The sequence below is a fragment of the Dialister micraerophilus DSM 19965 genome (assembly GCF_000194985.1).
GTDB classification, from domain to species: Bacteria; Bacillota; Negativicutes; order Veillonellales; family Dialisteraceae; genus Dialister; species Dialister micraerophilus.
On record NZ_GL878519.1, the window covers coordinates 1,087,475 to 1,103,863 of the forward strand.

Genomic DNA, 16,389 nt, shown 5'->3' on the forward strand with positions numbered 1-16,389 from the left:
AACTTTGCAAGAAAGTTTTTTATTTGCGAATTCGAAAAATTTTGTTATACTATATAATATAATGATAAATATCAATATAAATTTATATACATCGGAGGTTATTAACATGAAACTGACAGAAGAAATGAAAGAATTGGTAAAAACTGAATTGGCATATATTGCAACTGCCGATAATGAAGGTAATCCTAATGTAGGACCTAAAAGAACCATGAGAGTTCTTGACGATACACATCTTATTTTCTGTGAAAATACAGACGGAAAACATCATGCGAATATCAAAGCAAACGGAAAAATATCAGTTACTTTCATACAAAGAGAAAAGAACTTCGGATTCAGATTTGACGGAATAGCAAAGAGTTACACAGATGAAGAACACATGGAACTCGCAAAAGAAAAAGCCGGTGTACGTCCGAAAGCTGCAGCAGTTATTATTGAAATTAAAACAATTTATACAATGGCATCCGGTCCTAAAGCAGGAAAATTATACGTAGAAGAATAAATTAAAGTCTTTAAAAGTTTTATACTTTAAGGTGAGGACCTAATATCGGAGTTGGAATTGAACTGACTCCGGTATTTTTTGTATTGAATTAAAATATATATTGTAAAATATTAAGATATTTTTTAAATATATTGCAATTTTATTTAATTTAGAGTAATATATAAATAAAGTTATTAAACTATAACTTTATTAGATACAAAGTGTAAAATTTTAAATGGTTTTAAAATTATTGATTGTAAAAGGAGGTACATATGTTGGAAGTTAAAGGTGCAATTTATGCATTTTCAAAGGATGCAAAACCGGTGGCAACAGTAAAAAATAATGACGTTGTGAAATTTGTTATTCATGATTGTTATGAAGGTCAAATAAAGACGGAAAAAGATGTTGCAGCATCGGTAGATTGGAAGCATACGAATCCGGCAGCCGGTCCCGTATACATTGAAGGAGCGGAAGTAGGAGATGCACTTGCAGTAGACATTTTGGATATCTCCGTTGCAGATCAAGGTGTAGTATGTTCAATTCCTGAATGTGGACCGTTTGCAGCAAAAAGCGAATTGCGTACACATGTAATGAAAATAAAAGACGGAAAAGTATATTGGGACAAGCACAATATGGTATGGCCGGCAGCACCGATGGTAGGTGTTATAGGTACAGCTCCTGACGGAGAAGATATTGCGACAGGATTTGTAGGAAATCACGGCGGAAATATGGACAATCCGATGATACAAAAAGGTGTTCGCATGTGGTTCCCCGTAAGGGTAAAAGGTGCATTGCTTGCAATGGGAGATTTACATGCAACAATGGCGGACGGAGAAGTTTGCGGAAACGGTATAGAAATAGCCGGAGAAGTAATTGTAAGAGTAAGTATACTTAAAAACTTCAAACTAAATTGGCCCGTACTTGAAACAAAAGATGCGTACTACGTAAATACACGTGGTGCTACATGTGATGAAGCTATTCATTCAGGATATGTAGAACTGCACAGATTGATTTCCAATGCATATGGATTGGATTACACAGATACATCAATGTACATGTCGATTCAAGGACTTCTTTCAGCAAACCAAGCATGTTTGGTAGCTGAAGCCGGTGGAAATTCATTCAGAGTAGGAACACCTAAAGTATTGAATAAAAAACCGTTGATAGGTTAAAAGAGATAAATTGACCGGAAGCGATAAAGCTTCCGGTTTTTGCATGCCTTTAATCGTTAAATCAAGTGCAACTTTACGTCTTTTTGTTGTATGCAGTCAATATTATATTGTATTTGTGATTAGGAATTTACCATGTATTTTATAGAATTCAGTAAGTCTTTTCTTATTTCGGAATATTTTTGATGTGGTATGAGATTTTGCTCGTGTGTAGCTACTTGCTGAAGCTATCATTTTATATTAAACGTTTCTCCGGAAATTGAAAGTAAATTTAAAGAATTGTAAATTATTGGCGTAAAAAATGTTATAAATATAAATTGAATATGAGGAAAGTTATGAATGATGTTATATCGGAAGAATTCTTACATAAAAATCATATCCGGAGTAAAACTGATGCGGATATATGAATGTGTGCAGTTTATAATTATTTTATAAAAATAAAATTTTAATCATATAAATTGTACATAATATATACAAAATATATTCGGGGGGGGGATAATAAGAGATTGAATGAAACATTTAAATTTATAAATTTATATACTTTATATATTTGTAATAAGGTATCAAACAAATAAGGAGAATGAAATGAATAAAATCCATAAAATTATTTGGGGTCTTCGGAATATATAGTGGAATTACTTTCTTAATAGTTTAAAAACAACTGGTGTTTAAATCGGATTTTCTGGTGGGATGTTAGGATAATCAATAGTATTATATAAAAGTATCAATCACATACGAGTGATACTTTGGGAAAAAAATAAAATAGTCCAATTTACTTGACCTTGTACTATGGTACACGGTTTATAATATTCATGGGGTGAAATAAGATGATTTATCGAATTAGTGAGTTTGCAGATAAATGTGGAGTTAATAAAGAAACGATCAGATATTACGAGCGAAAAAATTTATTACAAGAACCTCACCGAACGGAAGCTGGTTATCGGATATATTCATATGATGACGTTAAGCGTGTTGGGTTTATTAAACGAATACAGGAACTTGGTTTTTCTTTAAGCGAGATTTATAAATTACTTGGTGTTGTAGATAAAGATGAAGTTCGTTGTCAAGATATGTTCGAATTTGTTTCTAAAAAACAAAAGGAAGTGCAAAAACAAATAGAGGATTTAAAACGAATTGAAACTATGTTAGACGACTTAAAACAACGATGTCCAGATGAAAAGCAATTACATTCGTGTCCAATAATAGAAACATTAACATGAGAGATTAATTAACGAAAGGAGCTTTTTTATGAATAAATTTAAGGTAAACATTTCAGGAATGACTTGTACGGGTTGTGAAAAACACGTAGAATCAGCACTTGAAAAGATAGGTGCTAAAAATATTGAGTCTAGTTATCGTCGTGGTGAAGCAGTATTTGAACTGCCCGATGATATTGAGGTTGAAAGTGCAATAAAGGCGATTGCTGACGCAAACTATCACCCGGGCGAAGCAGAAGAATTTCAATCGGAACAAAAGACGAATTTATTGAAAAAATATCGGCTAGACGTTGAAGGAATGACCTGCACTGGTTGTGAAGAACATATTGCGGTTGCTCTTGAAAATGCAGGTGCAAAAGGGATTGAAGTAGACTTTCGTCGCGGAGAAGCACTGTTTGAACTACCGTATGATGTAGACATTGATATCGCGAAAACAGCGATTACTGACGCACAATATCAACCGGGCGAAGCAGAAGAAATACAAGTGCAATCGGAAAAAAGGACAGATGTAAGTTTAAATGATGAAGGTAACTATGATTATGATTACATCATCATCGGTTCTGGTGGAGCTGCCTTTTCATCTGCCATTGAAGCCGTTACTTTGAACGCAAAAGTGGCTATGATTGAGCGTGGAACGGTGGGTGGAACTTGCGTTAATGTCGGATGCGTTCCTTCTAAGACCTTATTAAGAGCAGGGGAAATCAATCATCTAGCAAAAAATAATCCATTTGTGGGATTACACACTTCGGCTTCAAATGTTGATTTAGCGCCATTAGTAAAACAAAAGAATGATTTAGTAACCGAGATGCGAAATGAAAAATATGTGAATTTAATTGATGATTATGGTTTTGAATTAATAAAAGGTGAAGCAAAATTCGTAAATGAAAATACAGTTGAAGTAAATGGCAATCAAATCACAGCCAAAAGATTTTTAATAGCTACAGGTGCTTCTTCAACTGCACCTAATATTCCCGGATTAGATGAAGTAGATTATTTAACAAGCACTAGCTTATTGGAATTAAAGAAGGTTCCAAATCGTCTTACCGTAATTGGTTCAGGATATATAGGCATGGAATTAGGACAACTATTTCATAACCTCGGGTCAGAAGTCACTTTGATTCAAAGAAGCGAGCGTCTATTAAAAGAATACGATCCTGAAATTTCAGAAGCCATTACTAAGGCCTTAACAGAACAGGGAATTAATTTAGTAACAGGTGCAACCTATGAACGAGTTGAGCAAGATGGAGACATTAAAAAAGTTCATGTTGAGATAAATGGTAAAAAACGAATTATTGAAGCAGAACAATTGCTAATTGCCACTGGAAGAAAACCAAATACAGAATCATTAAACTTACATGCAGCAGGCGTTGAAGTTGGTTCCCGTGGTGAAATTGTCATTGATGATTATCTTAAAACGACCAATTCCCGAATTTATTCAGCTGGAGATGTCACTCTCGGTCCCCAATTTGTTTATGTAGCTGCTTATGAAGGTGGACTTGCTGCTCGTAATGCAATCGGAGGACTAAATCAAAAGGTCAATTTAGAAGTGGTTCCAGGCGTTACGTTTACTTCTCCATCGATTGCAACGGTTGGTTTAACGGAGCAACAGGCAAAAGAAAAAGGATATGAAGTGGAAACATCGGTATTGCCGTTGGATGCTGTTCCAAGAGCGCTCGTTAATCGGGAAACAACAGGTGTTTTCAAATTAGTGGCAGACGCGAAAACATTGAAAGTGTTAGGGGCGCATGTAGTGGCAGAAAACGCAGGAGACGTAATTTATGCAGCAACATTAGCTGTGAAATTCGGTTTAACTGTTGGAGATCTGAGAGAAACGATGGCTCCATATCTAACAATGTCAGAAGGATTGAAGCTGGCTGTCCTAACTTTTGATAAAGATGTTTCGAAATTATCTTGCTGTGCAGGCTAAGGGAACTTTTTTACAACTCCCTATTCAAGTGAACCAGCTAATGCTTTAAGGAATTTTCTAAGTGCATTTGTGGTCACAAAAATAATTTAACACTGATGATTTCGACATCAAATCTATAATTGATACCTTAACACCGCAGAGTAATAAAGGATGAATAATATCTCAGACTTATTATTCCTACCAGACATTAAAACAATAGAACCGCCACAAGAAAATGAAACCGATATGATGTTTAAAGTTGAAGCAGTCGGACCACCTGAACGTTGTCCTGAATGTGGTTTTGACAAGTTGTACAAACACAGTTCAAGAAATCAACTAATTATGGATTTGCCCATTCGTTTAAAGCGAGTGGGCTTATAATTGAACCGTAGACGATACAAGTGTCGTGAATGCGGATCTACCTTCTGGGAACGCCTAATATCTGTAGATGAAAAGCGTAGTATGACCAAAAGGCTTTTAAAGTCCATTCAAGAGCAATCCATGTCTAAGACCTTTGTAGAAGTCGCAGAAAGCGTTGGTGTTGACGAGAAAACCATTAGGAACGTTTTTAAGGACTATGTGGCACTCAAAGAACGTGAATACCAGTTTGAAACTCCTAAGTGGCTTGGGATAGACGAGATACATATTATCCGTAGACCTCGGCTTGTATTGACTAATATTGAACGCAGGACTATTTATGACATCAAGCCTAACCGTAAGAAGGAGACAGTCATCCAACGTCTTTCAGAAATCAGTGACAGGACTTACATTGAGTACGTCACAATGGATATGTGGAAGCCCTACAAGGACGCAGTGAACACTATCCTTCCACACGCTAAAGTTGTCGTAGATAAGTTTCATGTAGTTAGAATGGCTAATCAATCCTTAGATAACGTCAGAAGAAAGTCTTTGAAAGCCCATATGAGCCAAAAAGAAAGACGTACCCTTATGCGTGAAAGGTTTATCCTTCTAAAGCGTAAACACGATTTAAATGAACGTGAATCATTCCTCTTAGATACTTGGTTAGGTAATCTTCCTGCTTTAAAAGAAGCCTATGAACTCAAAGAAGAGTTTTACTGGATATGGGATACTCCTGATCCAGATGAAGGTCATCTTCGTTATAGTCAATGGAGACACCGTTGTATGTCCAGCAACTCTAAAGACGCATATAAAGACCTCATGAGAGCCGTAGACAACTGGCATGTCGAAATATTCAACTACTTTGATAAAAGGCTCACTAATGCTTATACGGAGTCAATTAACAGCATTATTAGGCAGGTAGAGCGAATGGGTAGAGGTTACTCGTTTGATGCCTCACGAGCCAAAATCCTTTTCAATGAGAAGCTCCATAAAAAGCGTAAGCCACGATTTAATTCAAGTGCTTTCAATAAAGCTATGTTATACGATACTTTCAATTGGTATGAAGTGAATGATCACGACATTACAGACAACTTTGGTGTCGATTTTTCCACACTTATTAAGAATTTGGAGAAGGGTGATTTATAAGCCCTTTTCCACCATAAAATCCGAATACCCATTTTATGGAGATGTTGGTAGTGGAAAAACTTATCTTGCTTGTTCAATTGCAAATGAATTAATCGAAAGAAAACAAGTTAAAGTTAAGATTATGAATTTATCTCAGGTTATAAATCAAATACAAAAATCTGCATTTAAGTTAGATTACAATGGAATTATAAATAACTTATCTAATATTCCTTTGTTAATATTAGATGACCTTGGAAGCGAAAGGGATACATCTTATGCAAGAGAACAAGTATATAACATTATAAACTCAAGATACTTAAAGGGTAGGCCAACAATTTTTACTACAAACTTATCATTGGAAATTATTCAAAATCCTAATATAGACCTTGAGTATCAGAGAATATATTCAAGAATACTTGAAATGACAATACCAGTTAAAGTTACGGGAGAAGATTTTAGAAGAAAAATTCAACAAGAGAAGTTAAGAAAATACAAAGAGTTACTTTTATATGGAGGTGGAATAGATGATTAATGAAGAAGTATCTAGGTCGAGTCTAAATCTTGAAGTAAGGCTTGCAAAAGCAACAAGTAAAGCAATTCTTGCTGCCTTAAAGAAAGTACAAAAGCAAATAGAAGAACAAGGAGGCTTGAAAAATGTAATGAAAAATAGTGGATAAGAAGTAAAACTAAAGGATATGGTTAAAAAGGGACAGTTAGAAGAAATTAATCTAAAAGATCCTGAGTTAAAAGAACTAAAGAAAATTTTAAACAAACACGGAGTGAAGTTTTCTGTTGTGAAAGGTAAGGAAACTGGTAAACATTCTGTGTTTTTTCAATCTAAGGATATAAAGGTAATGGAACATGCCTTTAAAAAAGCAGTTAAGGCTTCTGAAAAAACGGCCGATAGAAAAGATTCAATAACGAATACTATAAATAAGTTTAAAGATATGGCTAAGGACACCATTAGTAAAGATAAAGTTAAAAATAAACATAAGGAGCAAAACTTATGATAAGTAATTTAAAAACATTTGAAAATAAGAATTTTGAGAAACTCACTGTTATAGAAAAAGACAGTGAGTTTTTCTTTATAGCTAATGAAGTAGTAACTATGCTAGGATATGTTAATCCAAGAAAAGCTGTTTATGACCATGTAGATGAGGAAGATAAGGATGTAACGAAATGGAACACACCTGGAGGAATACAGAATATCTCAATAATTAACGAATCAGGATTGTATTCACTTATCTTTTCATCAAAATTACCACAAGCAAAAATATTCAAAGTCTGGGTAATTAGAGAAGTCTTACCAAGTATTAGGAAAATGGAGGATATATAGCAGGGTAAGAAAAGAAAACAAACGAAGAGCTACTTGCAGATGCAATTCTAGTAGCCAATAGAATTATTGCCAAGAGATTGAAGAATTAAGACCAAAGGCAGACTATTATGACAAATTAGTAGATTATAACCTACTTACAAACTTTAGAAATACTGCCAAAGAGTTAGGAATACCACAAAATCAGTTTATAAGTTTTTTAATGGATAAGGGATTAATTTATAGAGATAAGAAAAAGAAACTTTTGCCTTATGCAGATAAGAACAAGGAATATTTTGAAGTAAAAGAATGGGTTGATCCACTAAGTACACTTGTAGGAATACAAACATTTATAACACCAAAAGGAAGACACTACCTACTAATTTTATTAGATAGTGAAGGTTTCTACGATGAATAAGGTATTAGAAGCCATTCTTTCTGATATTAAAAACTTAATTAAAATAGAAGACCCAAAGAAATTTATATTAGCAAACATTCCTTATCTGTCCTTTTTCTACATTGGAAATATCTTTTCTAAGCACATCAATTCTTATGTAGGAGGAGATATTATTGATAGAATAATGGTGGGAATTTTTGATATGGGAACTTTATCTTATATACCAAGCCTTAATCCAAGGGACTTGTTAGTAGGTATTTCAGTTGCTGCTCTTGTTAAGTTGATTGTTTATAGTAAAGGTAAAAACAAAAAGAATATAGGCAAGGTAAAGAGTATGGATCTGCAAGATGGGGAGAAAGCAAAGATATTGCTCCATATATTGACCCAAAGTTTGAAAACAATGTTCTAATAACTAATACCGAAAGACTTACAATGAACTCAAGACCTAAAAATCCTAAATATGCTAGAAATAAAAATGTATTAGTAATAGGAGGTTCTGGATCAGGTAAGACAAGATTTTATGTAAAGCCAAATTTAATGCAAATGCACTCTTCCTGTGTGGTAACAGACCAAAAGGGGACACTTGCATTAGTGTGTGGGAAAATGCTTTATGAAAATGGATATGATATAAAGATTTTAAACACAATAAATTTCAAAAAGTCCATGAAATACAATCCCTTTGCATATTTGAGAGGTGAAAAAGATATTTTAAAGCTTGTTTAAACAATCATTGCTAATACCAAGGGAGATGGAGAAAAGGCAGGAGAATATTTTTGGGTAAAGGCTGAGAAGCTATATTATACTGCCCTCATCGGCTATATCTATTATGAAGCACCAGAAGAAGAAAAAGATAAAAATCAAGAAAAAGATGAAAAAGGACAAGAAAGATAGAGGAGGGCGAAAGGCTCTCTTTATTTAGTACAAGGAGGAAATTATGGAATGTAAAGATATTAGAGAAAACTTAGAAGAAATGATCAATGATAATTACAAGGATTTTATAAAAGCACTTGTGAGCATAGAAAAAGGCGTTACTGACGAAAGGCGCTTGAAGAAGCCTATGTTTTATATATGAACAATGATACAACAGGTCTACTAAGTGATGACTTTGACTATATGATAGATGATACGAAAGAACAAGGTAAGATTGTTGAAAATACCAATGGAATTGAAGAAAAAGACGACCTCATAAATCTCGTAGGTAATATAGCTGGCAAAGTAGAAAATCTTGAAAGAGAAAATTCTAATGGAGAAAAGTTCAAGGTAAGCAACTTTTCAATTGTTTCAAAGGATGACGATGGGAATAAAATTTATACAAATTGTTCAGCCTATGGAGATAAGACAAAAGATTTAGAGAACTTAAAGCAAGGAGATTTTGTTAAAATATTTGGACAAGTAAAAACAAGCATTGACAATAACGGAAAGGAATATAAAAATGTCCGTATTTTATCTTCTAAGCTCTTAAAAGCAAAAGAACAAGTAAAGAGTCAAGATAAAGATAAAAAGTCCATATTAGGGCAAATAAAAAGCTTTAAGACAGACGATAAAACTAAATCTAATAAGAAAGATCATAGCAAAGGTGCAGAGAGGTAAATACCGGCAGTCTTAGGACTGCCTTTATTTTTTTTGTTATGACGGGCATGTTTTAATGCTGGGATGAAAATCCCTACAGAGCGTAGTTACCAACGAATCTAATAGCGACTTGCAAGTTTTAGATGGGGACATCTAGGAGAGAGAAAGCAATAGCGAAATAGTAGTAACAACGAATAGTGAGAAGTCAGCAGAATCCATAGTAGCGAAGAAGTTTCTGTAATGGAAATGGAGCGAAGGGAGGAACGATATTTATTGTAGTATTTGAAAAGGATGCACTATGACTTTATGGAACACAAGGAATGACATATTCATCTCTTAAGGTTCAGATACAAAAAGAAAAAAGGAAATTCCATCAAGGAATCAGAAAAGAAGAAACTAACATTAATAATAATATAGATGATAAGATTATCAGAAGTATTTTTGATATTTCACGAAAATAGACTTGACAAGAAGAACAACTAGTAATATATAAACATATCAAGGAAATTTGATGTGAGGAACTTTTATGAACAGAGATTTAGTAAAAACTGCAAAGATATTTAAAGCCTTCTCAGTGGCGATTCGCCTAGAGATATTAGATTTATTAAAAAATGGAGAAGAATGTGCCTGTGATTTACTAGAAAAACTAGATTTAACACAATCAGGCTTGTCATACCATATGAAAATATTGATAGAGTCAGGAATTGTTACAGCAAGAGAAGATGGCAAATGGGTTTACTACACTATATCTGAGCAAGGAAGACAAAAAATAATAGAGATGTTTATAGAAGCTACAACAAGAAATTAGTTACCTTTAGGGGTAACTAAAAAAATGCTCCTCATATCAAAAAAATTGATATATTAATAAAGTTTAATTTAAAAAGTTTAATTTAGAGATTGAAGAAAGGGTGTAAAAAAATGAAAAGAATGTCAATTTATGAACCAGCTATGTGTTGTGATACAGGTGTTTGTGGAGTTAATGTAGATCCTGAACTAGTGCGTATTTCTACAGTAATTAACAACTTAAAGAAAAATGGTGTCACTATTGAAAGATACAATTTATCAAGTGAGCCAATGGCATTTGTCAATAATAAGAAGGTAAAAGATGCTTTGGATAAAAATGGAGTCGATATTCTGCCTTTAATTCTTGTGGACGACGATATAGTCATAGAAGGAAGATATCCAAAAAATGAAGAAATAATGGAACTTTTACAAATTTCTAAAGATTATCTTGAAAGTAGTGAGGATAAAGAAGCAAATCAAGGGTGTTGTGGAAGTAACAGCTCTTGTTGCTAAGGGGGATTTATTATGAAAGAATTTAATATTGAAGATATAAAACTAACTAAATATCTATTTTTCACAGGAAAGGGTGGTGTTGGTAAAACATCTACAGCTTGTGCAACAGCAGTTAATTTAGCAGATGAAGGAAAGAAAGTACTACTTATTAGTACAGACCCTGTTTCAAATCTGCAAGATGTTTTTGAAACAGAATTAGACGGTAAGGCAAAGCCAATTAAAGGAGTAGATAATTTAGAAGTAATCAATCTAGATCCATTGGAAGCAGCACATAACTATAAAGAAAGTGTAGTAGGACCTTTTAGGGGCAAATTGCCTGATTCTGTTATTGAGAATATGGAAGAACAGCTATCTGGATCTTGTACAGTAGAGATTGCTGCCTTTAATGAGTTTTCTAATTTCATTACAAATTCTAAGCTCAATACAGACTATGACCATATTATATTTGATACAGCACCTACAGGTCATACCCTTAGAATGTTACAGCTTCCTTCTGCCTGGACTGATTTTATCAGTGAAAGCACACATGGAGCATCCTGTTTAGGACAGTTATCAGGATTAGAGGCTAAAAAAGAAATATATAAAAAGGCAGTTGAAAATTTATCAGATGAGAGTTTAACAACCCTAGTATTGGTTACAAGGCCTGATAAAACACCACTTAATGAGGTAGCCAGAGCATCAAAAGAGCTATCTGAGATTGGTGTAAAAAATCAAATATTAGTGATTAATGGTCTTTTAGAAAAATATGATGATGACTTATCTGAAAGTATATATAAGAAACAACAATCAGCCCTTGAAAATATGCCAGAGATGTTAACTGAGTTTGATACCTATACGATTGCCTTAAGATCATATAACATTACTGGAATTGACTCCATAAGAAATCTTCTTAAGAAAGATCAAATAAATGAACAAAAAGTTGAAGTAAAAGGCAAACTCTTTAATTTAGATGATGTTGTTAATGATCTTGTAAGAAACAATAGAAAAGTAATCTTTACTATGGGAAAGGGTGGTGTAGGAAAGACTACTATTGCATCTTCTGTTGCCCTCAAGCTAAGCAAACTGGGTAAAAAGGTACACCTAGCTACAACAGATCCTGCTGACCATATAAAATATATGATAGATAGTTCAAGTGGAATTTCTATGAGTCATATTGATGAAAAAGAAGAATTAAAAAAATATCAAGATGAAGTACTTGAAAATGCAAGGAAAACAATGAGTGAGGATGATGTAGCTTACATTGAGGAAGATTTAAGATCACCATGTACACAGGAAATAGCTGTATTTAGAGCTTTTGCAGAGCTTGTGGAAAAGGCGGATGATGAAATAGTGGTAATTGATACTGCTCCTACCGGTCATACCTTGTTACTTTTAGATTCAACTCAAAGTTATCATCAAGAAGTTGAAAGAACACAAGGACAAATACCTGAATCTGTAAAAAAATTGTTACCTAGATTAAGGGGAGAGGAAACAGAAGTATTAATCCTTAGCTTGGCGGAGGCTACTCCATTTTATGAGGCATATAGACTAGAAGAAGATCTAAAAAGAGCATCAATTCATACAAATTGGTGGCTTGTTAATTCATCCCTATATAAAGCAAATCCTAGCAACAAGATGTTATCAGCTAAAGCAAATGAAGAAGTTAAGTGGATTAACAAGATATTAGATCATAATTCAGGAAAACTAGCCGTCGTTGAATGGACAAAAGAAGACCTTCACGGAGATAAACTTTATGATATATAGGAGGAAAAATGAAGAAAACTAAAGTTGCCTTTGTGTGTGTTCACAATTCATGTAGAAGTCAAATCGCTGAAGCACTGACAAAAAAATTCGCTGGAGATTCTATAGAGGTATATTCTGCAGGGACAGAATTAAAGGATCAAATTAATCAGGATGCAGTAAGGCTTGTCAAGGAAATGTATGGAGTTGATATGGAAGAAACTCAAAAGCCAAAACTTTTAAATGATATTCCTGAAGTTGATTACCTAATTACAATGGGATGTAATGTTGTTTGTCCAATACTACCTTACACTGTTAAAAAAGATGATTGGGGACTTGACGATCCTAGTGGAAAAAATGATGAAGAGTTTATAAAAACTATTAAGGAGATTGAAAGTAAGGTTCATAAATTAATTGAGGAAGTTGAGGCAAATTAAGAATGAAGAAAACAAATGATATTGGTTTTTTTGAGAAAAACCTGACTTTTTGGGTGTTAATTTGTATGGTAACAGGCGTACTTGTTGGGAACTATTTTCCTTATATTCCAGAGTGGTTAGGAAAATTTGAGTTCTACAACGTGTCTATACCGACAACAATTTTACTTTGGATAATGATTTATCCAATGATGTTGAAAATTGATTTTAAGAGTATAAAAGACATAGGAAAAAATCCTAAGGGTCTATTTATTACATGGTTTGTAAATTGGATCATTAAGCCACTCACTATGTATATAATCGCGTCCTTATTTTTCTTTATTGTTTATAAAGGATTTATTAATAAGGAATTGGCATCAGAATATTTAGCAGGAGCGGTTTTACTGGGAGCTGCACCATGTACCGCAATGGTATTTGTGTGGAGTAAGTTAACAAGAGGTGATAGTGCCTATACCTTAGTACAAGTAGCTAGTAACGACCTAATAATTTTGGTTGCATATATACCAATTGTGAGCTTCTTATTAAAGGTTGGAAATGTAAATATTCCATGGGAAACACTTTTATTGTCCATTGTATTATTTATTGTCGTTCCTCTTGTTTTAAGCGTGATAACTAGAAGTATAACCATTAAAAATAAAGGGGAGGACTACCTAAATAATACTTTTATCCCTGCATTTGATAAATATACTATGGTGGGATTATTGTTGACCTTGATTATAATATTTTCATTTCAAGGACAGAAGATATTGGATCAACCATTAAATATTGTCCTTATTGCAATTCCTTTGATTATTCAAACTTTGTTTATATTTGGAGTAACATTTTTCATGGCATATTTAGCAAAGCTACCATATTCAATAGCAGCTCCATGTGCCATGATTGGTGCATCTAACTTTTTTGAGCTGTCCGTTGCAGTTGCTATATCTCTATTTGGACTATCATCAGGAGCTACCTTAGCAACTGTAGTAGGCGTTCTGGTTGAAGTTCCTGTTATGTTGGCCTTGGTAAGAATTGCCAACTCTATGGAAAATAAATTTAATCGTTGAATATGAGTTAAAACTGCTAACAACAAACAAGTAGTATTAATTTACAAAATGCCAGATCAGATATAGGCCCTAAATGTCCTAGAATGTCCGACTATAGTCTGTGGTACTATATAATTAGCAAGAAATATAATATAAGCCTTGGTGGGAAACCTTCGGGGCTTTTCTTATGGCCATTAGGAGGTGGAAGGATTGCCAAGAAAGCCAAAGCGATCCTGCTCTTATCCAGGATGCCTTAATCTAGTGGATGGTAGGTTTTGCACGGAATACCAAAAGAAGAGAACAAACGCTCCTAATGATTTGGCAAATAATTATTTAGCGTGGGATGTTTTGCTCGGAGTTGCGCCATGTATCGCTATGGTTTTTGCGTGGTCGACTCTTACAAAGGGTGGCCCTGCTTGCATTGTAAGTGTTCTTACTGAAGTACCTGTTATGTTATTTTTAGTAAATATTGCTAACAATATAATAGTGCTAACAATATAATAGACTGATTTTTAGAAAATTAAGAATCTTAAATTTAAGGAGGTTATAGATGTGGAATTTTATTCAAGATCAAATTCCGGGATGCTGTTGATTTATAATGAATCAATTAGTGTACATATTCCCACATACGAGGCTTTTAGAAAGGAATTAAAGTTTGACCATACTGACCACTCAAGCCATGTGGAGAGCGTGGTATTGATGACAAGAAAATAGAATAACAAGCTATAAAAGTGCTGAAATCAATGGCTTTTAGGATTTTAGAAGAAATCTTAAAAGCCATTTTTCTATTAGAAAAACACCATGTAGAAACATATTAATAGTAAAAAATGTAGGGTGTGTAGACAGGATAGATATTAGGACTTGACAAGTGAAATAATTAGTAAAAATATCAGATATCACAGCTTTTGTGAACGCTGAAGATTACCTGAAAATGCCATAGAAGGTAAACATTGAAGCCTTTGTAAGGCTATCAAATAAAGAAAGAGATATCTATGAGAACTTAAAACAAATGAAGACCTTAAAGAATGAAATCAAGGTAAAATTCCTGTAGCCATTACCCATCCAGCATCTGCTGGTCATGGACTTAATCTACAAGGTGGATATGATTAGTACACAGTTCAGAAAAGAATGAATGAGATGGTTCAATATTAAATAAATGATGTTTGGCATATCTAATTTTATATAATTTCAATCTCTATAGTTTGCGTGGATATCTATCAGCATACTTGATAAAATCCGAATATTATAGTACACTATAGCTAATATTAAAAGGAAAGGTGGGAAAATTGTTAAGTTATTTCTTCAAATGTCTCCATTGGCAACTGCCAAGGCACAATGTGTTTGCAGTCAATTTTTGATTGTCTAAAAAATTAAACATTTTGAAAGGAGAAATAATGGAAACAATAGTATCCGCTTTATTAGTTTTTGTCTCTACATCAATTGACTATTTAGTTGTTTTAACTATTTTATTCGCCAGTCAAGGCAAGAAAGGTTTGAAATCAATTTATGCAGGACAGTATTTAGGTACAGGACTGCTTGTACTGGTTAGTCTTATTGCCGCTTACTTTTTAAATTTTATTCCACAAGATTGGATAATCGGACTCCTTGGTCTAATTCCACTAGGTCTTGGTATAAGATCAATTTTTGTGGATGAAGATATTGATGAAGAAGACATCAAGGGAAAAATTACAGGAAATGGATCAAAAATCTTAGCATTTACAAGTTTAACAGTAGCAATGGGTGGGGATAATTTAGGAATTTATATTCCCTATTTTACAGGTAAGAGTTTGATTGAGATTAGTATAAGTTTAGTAATATTTGCGTTAGGAATTTTGATTCTATGTAAATTATCTCAAAGACTCGCCTCAATTTCTGCTATTGGAGAGATCGTAGAAAAGTACGAAAAAATAATTGTACCAGTCGTGTTTATTGGGCTCGGTCTCTATATATTGATTGAAAATGGAACCATTAATTATCTCATATCCCTAATCACAAGTTAAAAGTCTATTTTTATATTTCAGATCTATTAAAGGAAATCTTTAGTAGGTCTTTTTTTTTGGCATAAAAATTCCTCCTGATTAGTTTTTACTTACCCTAATCAGGAGGTTTCTATACACAAAATTTTACACAGTCTCCGCCATGGTCATTTTTTTCTTTATTTATATTCTCTTTTGTTCATTGAACAATAATCTAATTTTTCATTTCCAAAAGATTTTTTATTTTCTTCTGCTAGATTTTTCAATAATTTTTTCCATCTATTTTTTATTGATTCAAAAATCTTCATATTTTACCTCCTCGGGTAATTATTTGTAAATTTTCTAAAATAATATTAACCAGAAAAAAATTATTTTTTCAATTTTTTATCTCTCCACTTCCTTCCAA

At 33.4% G+C, this 16,389-nt stretch carries 13 protein-coding genes and 5 pseudogenes; 17 read left to right on the plus strand and 1 reads right to left on the minus strand.

Going from position 1 to position 16,389, the window contains the following annotated elements:
* Positions 1-106 precede the first annotated feature (106 nt).
* From HMPREF9083_RS05145 to HMPREF9083_RS05230, 17 genes and pseudogenes are all read left to right on the plus strand, one after another.
* Positions 107-499 carry a pyridoxamine 5'-phosphate oxidase family protein gene (locus HMPREF9083_RS05145; RefSeq protein WP_035062714.1) on the plus strand — a complete coding sequence of 131 codons (393 nt, stop codon included), beginning with the start codon at positions 107-109 and terminating at the stop codon, positions 497-499.
* Positions 500-750: 251 nt separating this feature from the next.
* Positions 751-1,650: an acetamidase/formamidase family protein gene (locus HMPREF9083_RS05150; RefSeq protein WP_007556345.1), complete on the plus strand. Its 900-nt coding sequence runs from the start codon at positions 751-753 to the stop codon at positions 1,648-1,650.
* An 824-nt stretch (positions 1,651-2,474) separates the two neighbouring features.
* Positions 2,475-2,867, plus strand: a complete 393-nt coding sequence (gene merR, locus HMPREF9083_RS05155) for an Hg(II)-responsive transcriptional regulator (RefSeq protein ID WP_001863748.1) — start codon at positions 2,475-2,477, stop codon at positions 2,865-2,867.
* A 28-nt stretch (positions 2,868-2,895) separates the two neighbouring features.
* Positions 2,896-4,791, plus strand: coding sequence for a mercury(II) reductase (gene merA / locus HMPREF9083_RS05160; protein ID WP_007556353.1), 1,896 nt, complete (start codon positions 2,896-2,898; stop codon positions 4,789-4,791).
* Positions 4,792-4,941: 150 nt separating this feature from the next.
* Positions 4,942-5,151, plus strand: a complete 210-nt coding sequence (locus HMPREF9083_RS06845; RefSeq protein ID WP_007556354.1) for a transposase family protein — start codon at positions 4,942-4,944, stop codon at positions 5,149-5,151.
* Entirely contained in the window at positions 5,152-6,276 is a 1,125-nt protein-coding gene (locus HMPREF9083_RS05165) for an ISL3 family transposase (protein ID WP_007556355.1), read from the plus strand.
* Positions 6,277-6,307: 31 nt separating this feature from the next.
* Positions 6,308-6,787 (plus strand): annotated as a pseudogene (locus tag HMPREF9083_RS05170) (ATP-binding protein); the annotation flags it as partial.
* A pseudogene (locus HMPREF9083_RS06510) lies at positions 6,780-7,265 on the plus strand (PcfB family protein). The pseudogenes HMPREF9083_RS05170 and HMPREF9083_RS06510, both read left to right, overlap by 8 nt.
* Positions 7,262-7,985 (plus strand): annotated as a pseudogene (locus HMPREF9083_RS05180) (phage antirepressor KilAC domain-containing protein). Before HMPREF9083_RS06510 ends, HMPREF9083_RS05180 begins: the two co-directional pseudogenes overlap by 4 nt.
* Positions 7,978-8,816, plus strand: a pseudogene (locus HMPREF9083_RS06600) (type IV secretory system conjugative DNA transfer family protein); the annotation flags it as partial. The pseudogenes HMPREF9083_RS05180 and HMPREF9083_RS06600, both read left to right, overlap by 8 nt.
* An 82-nt stretch (positions 8,817-8,898) precedes the next feature.
* Positions 8,899-9,554 (plus strand): annotated as a pseudogene (locus HMPREF9083_RS05195) (DNA-binding protein).
* 505 nt (positions 9,555-10,059) lie between these two features.
* Positions 10,060-10,341 carry an ArsR/SmtB family transcription factor gene (locus HMPREF9083_RS05200; RefSeq protein ID WP_007556367.1) on the plus strand — a complete coding sequence of 94 codons (282 nt, stop codon included), beginning with the start codon at positions 10,060-10,062 and terminating at the stop codon, positions 10,339-10,341.
* Positions 10,342-10,451: 110 nt separating this feature from the next.
* Entirely contained in the window at positions 10,452-10,829 is a 378-nt protein-coding gene (arsD, locus tag HMPREF9083_RS05205) for an arsenite efflux transporter metallochaperone ArsD (protein ID WP_007556368.1), read from the plus strand.
* 12 nt (positions 10,830-10,841) lie between these two features.
* Positions 10,842-12,572 carry an arsenical pump-driving ATPase gene (gene arsA / locus HMPREF9083_RS05210; protein WP_007556369.1) on the plus strand — a complete coding sequence of 577 codons (1,731 nt, stop codon included), beginning with the start codon at positions 10,842-10,844 and terminating at the stop codon, positions 12,570-12,572.
* Positions 12,573-12,580: 8 nt separating this feature from the next.
* The gene (locus HMPREF9083_RS05215; RefSeq protein ID WP_007556370.1) at positions 12,581-12,985 is read left to right on the plus strand and encodes an arsenate reductase ArsC; all 405 of its coding nucleotides are present in this window, start codon (positions 12,581-12,583) and stop codon (positions 12,983-12,985) included.
* 2 nt (positions 12,986-12,987) lie between these two features.
* Complete coding sequence (gene arsB, locus HMPREF9083_RS05220; protein ID WP_007556371.1) at positions 12,988-14,028, plus strand: ACR3 family arsenite efflux transporter; 1,041 nt, start codon at positions 12,988-12,990, stop codon at positions 14,026-14,028.
* A gap of 1,373 nt (positions 14,029-15,401) precedes the next feature.
* Complete coding sequence (locus HMPREF9083_RS05230) at positions 15,402-16,007, plus strand: CadD family cadmium resistance transporter (RefSeq protein WP_007556374.1); 606 nt, start codon at positions 15,402-15,404, stop codon at positions 16,005-16,007.
* A gap of 155 nt (positions 16,008-16,162) precedes the next feature.
* On the opposite strand, the gene HMPREF9083_RS06735 is transcribed toward HMPREF9083_RS05230, so the two are convergent.
* Complete coding sequence (locus HMPREF9083_RS06735; RefSeq protein WP_007556375.1) at positions 16,163-16,291, minus strand: LDCC motif putative metal-binding protein; 129 nt, start codon at positions 16,289-16,291, stop codon at positions 16,163-16,165.
* Positions 16,292-16,389 lie beyond the last annotated feature (98 nt).

What these genes read in the sequence shown, in the direction of transcription:
- HMPREF9083_RS05200 (WP_007556367.1), top strand. Translation starts at nt 10,060, where the DNA reads ATGAACAGAGATTTAGTAAAAACTGCAAAGATATTTAAAGCCTTCTCA.
- HMPREF9083_RS06845 (WP_007556354.1), top strand. Translation starts at nt 4,942, where the DNA reads ATGAATAATATCTCAGACTTATTATTCCTACCAGACATTAAAACAATA.
- arsA (WP_007556369.1), top strand. Translation starts at nt 10,842, where the DNA reads ATGAAAGAATTTAATATTGAAGATATAAAACTAACTAAATATCTATTT.
- merR (WP_001863748.1), top strand. Translation starts at nt 2,475, where the DNA reads ATGATTTATCGAATTAGTGAGTTTGCAGATAAATGTGGAGTTAATAAA.
- HMPREF9083_RS05145 (WP_035062714.1), top strand. Translation starts at nt 107, where the DNA reads ATGAAACTGACAGAAGAAATGAAAGAATTGGTAAAAACTGAATTGGCA.
- arsD (WP_007556368.1), top strand. Translation starts at nt 10,452, where the DNA reads ATGAAAAGAATGTCAATTTATGAACCAGCTATGTGTTGTGATACAGGT.
- HMPREF9083_RS05215 (WP_007556370.1), top strand. Translation starts at nt 12,581, where the DNA reads ATGAAGAAAACTAAAGTTGCCTTTGTGTGTGTTCACAATTCATGTAGA.
- HMPREF9083_RS06735 (WP_007556375.1), bottom strand. Translation starts at nt 16,291, where the DNA reads ATGAAGATTTTTGAATCAATAAAAAATAGATGGAAAAAATTATTGAAA.
- HMPREF9083_RS05150 (WP_007556345.1), top strand. Translation starts at nt 751, where the DNA reads ATGTTGGAAGTTAAAGGTGCAATTTATGCATTTTCAAAGGATGCAAAA.
- HMPREF9083_RS05230 (WP_007556374.1), top strand. Translation starts at nt 15,402, where the DNA reads ATGGAAACAATAGTATCCGCTTTATTAGTTTTTGTCTCTACATCAATT.
- arsB (WP_007556371.1), top strand. Translation starts at nt 12,988, where the DNA reads ATGAAGAAAACAAATGATATTGGTTTTTTTGAGAAAAACCTGACTTTT.
- merA (WP_007556353.1), top strand. Translation starts at nt 2,896, where the DNA reads ATGAATAAATTTAAGGTAAACATTTCAGGAATGACTTGTACGGGTTGT.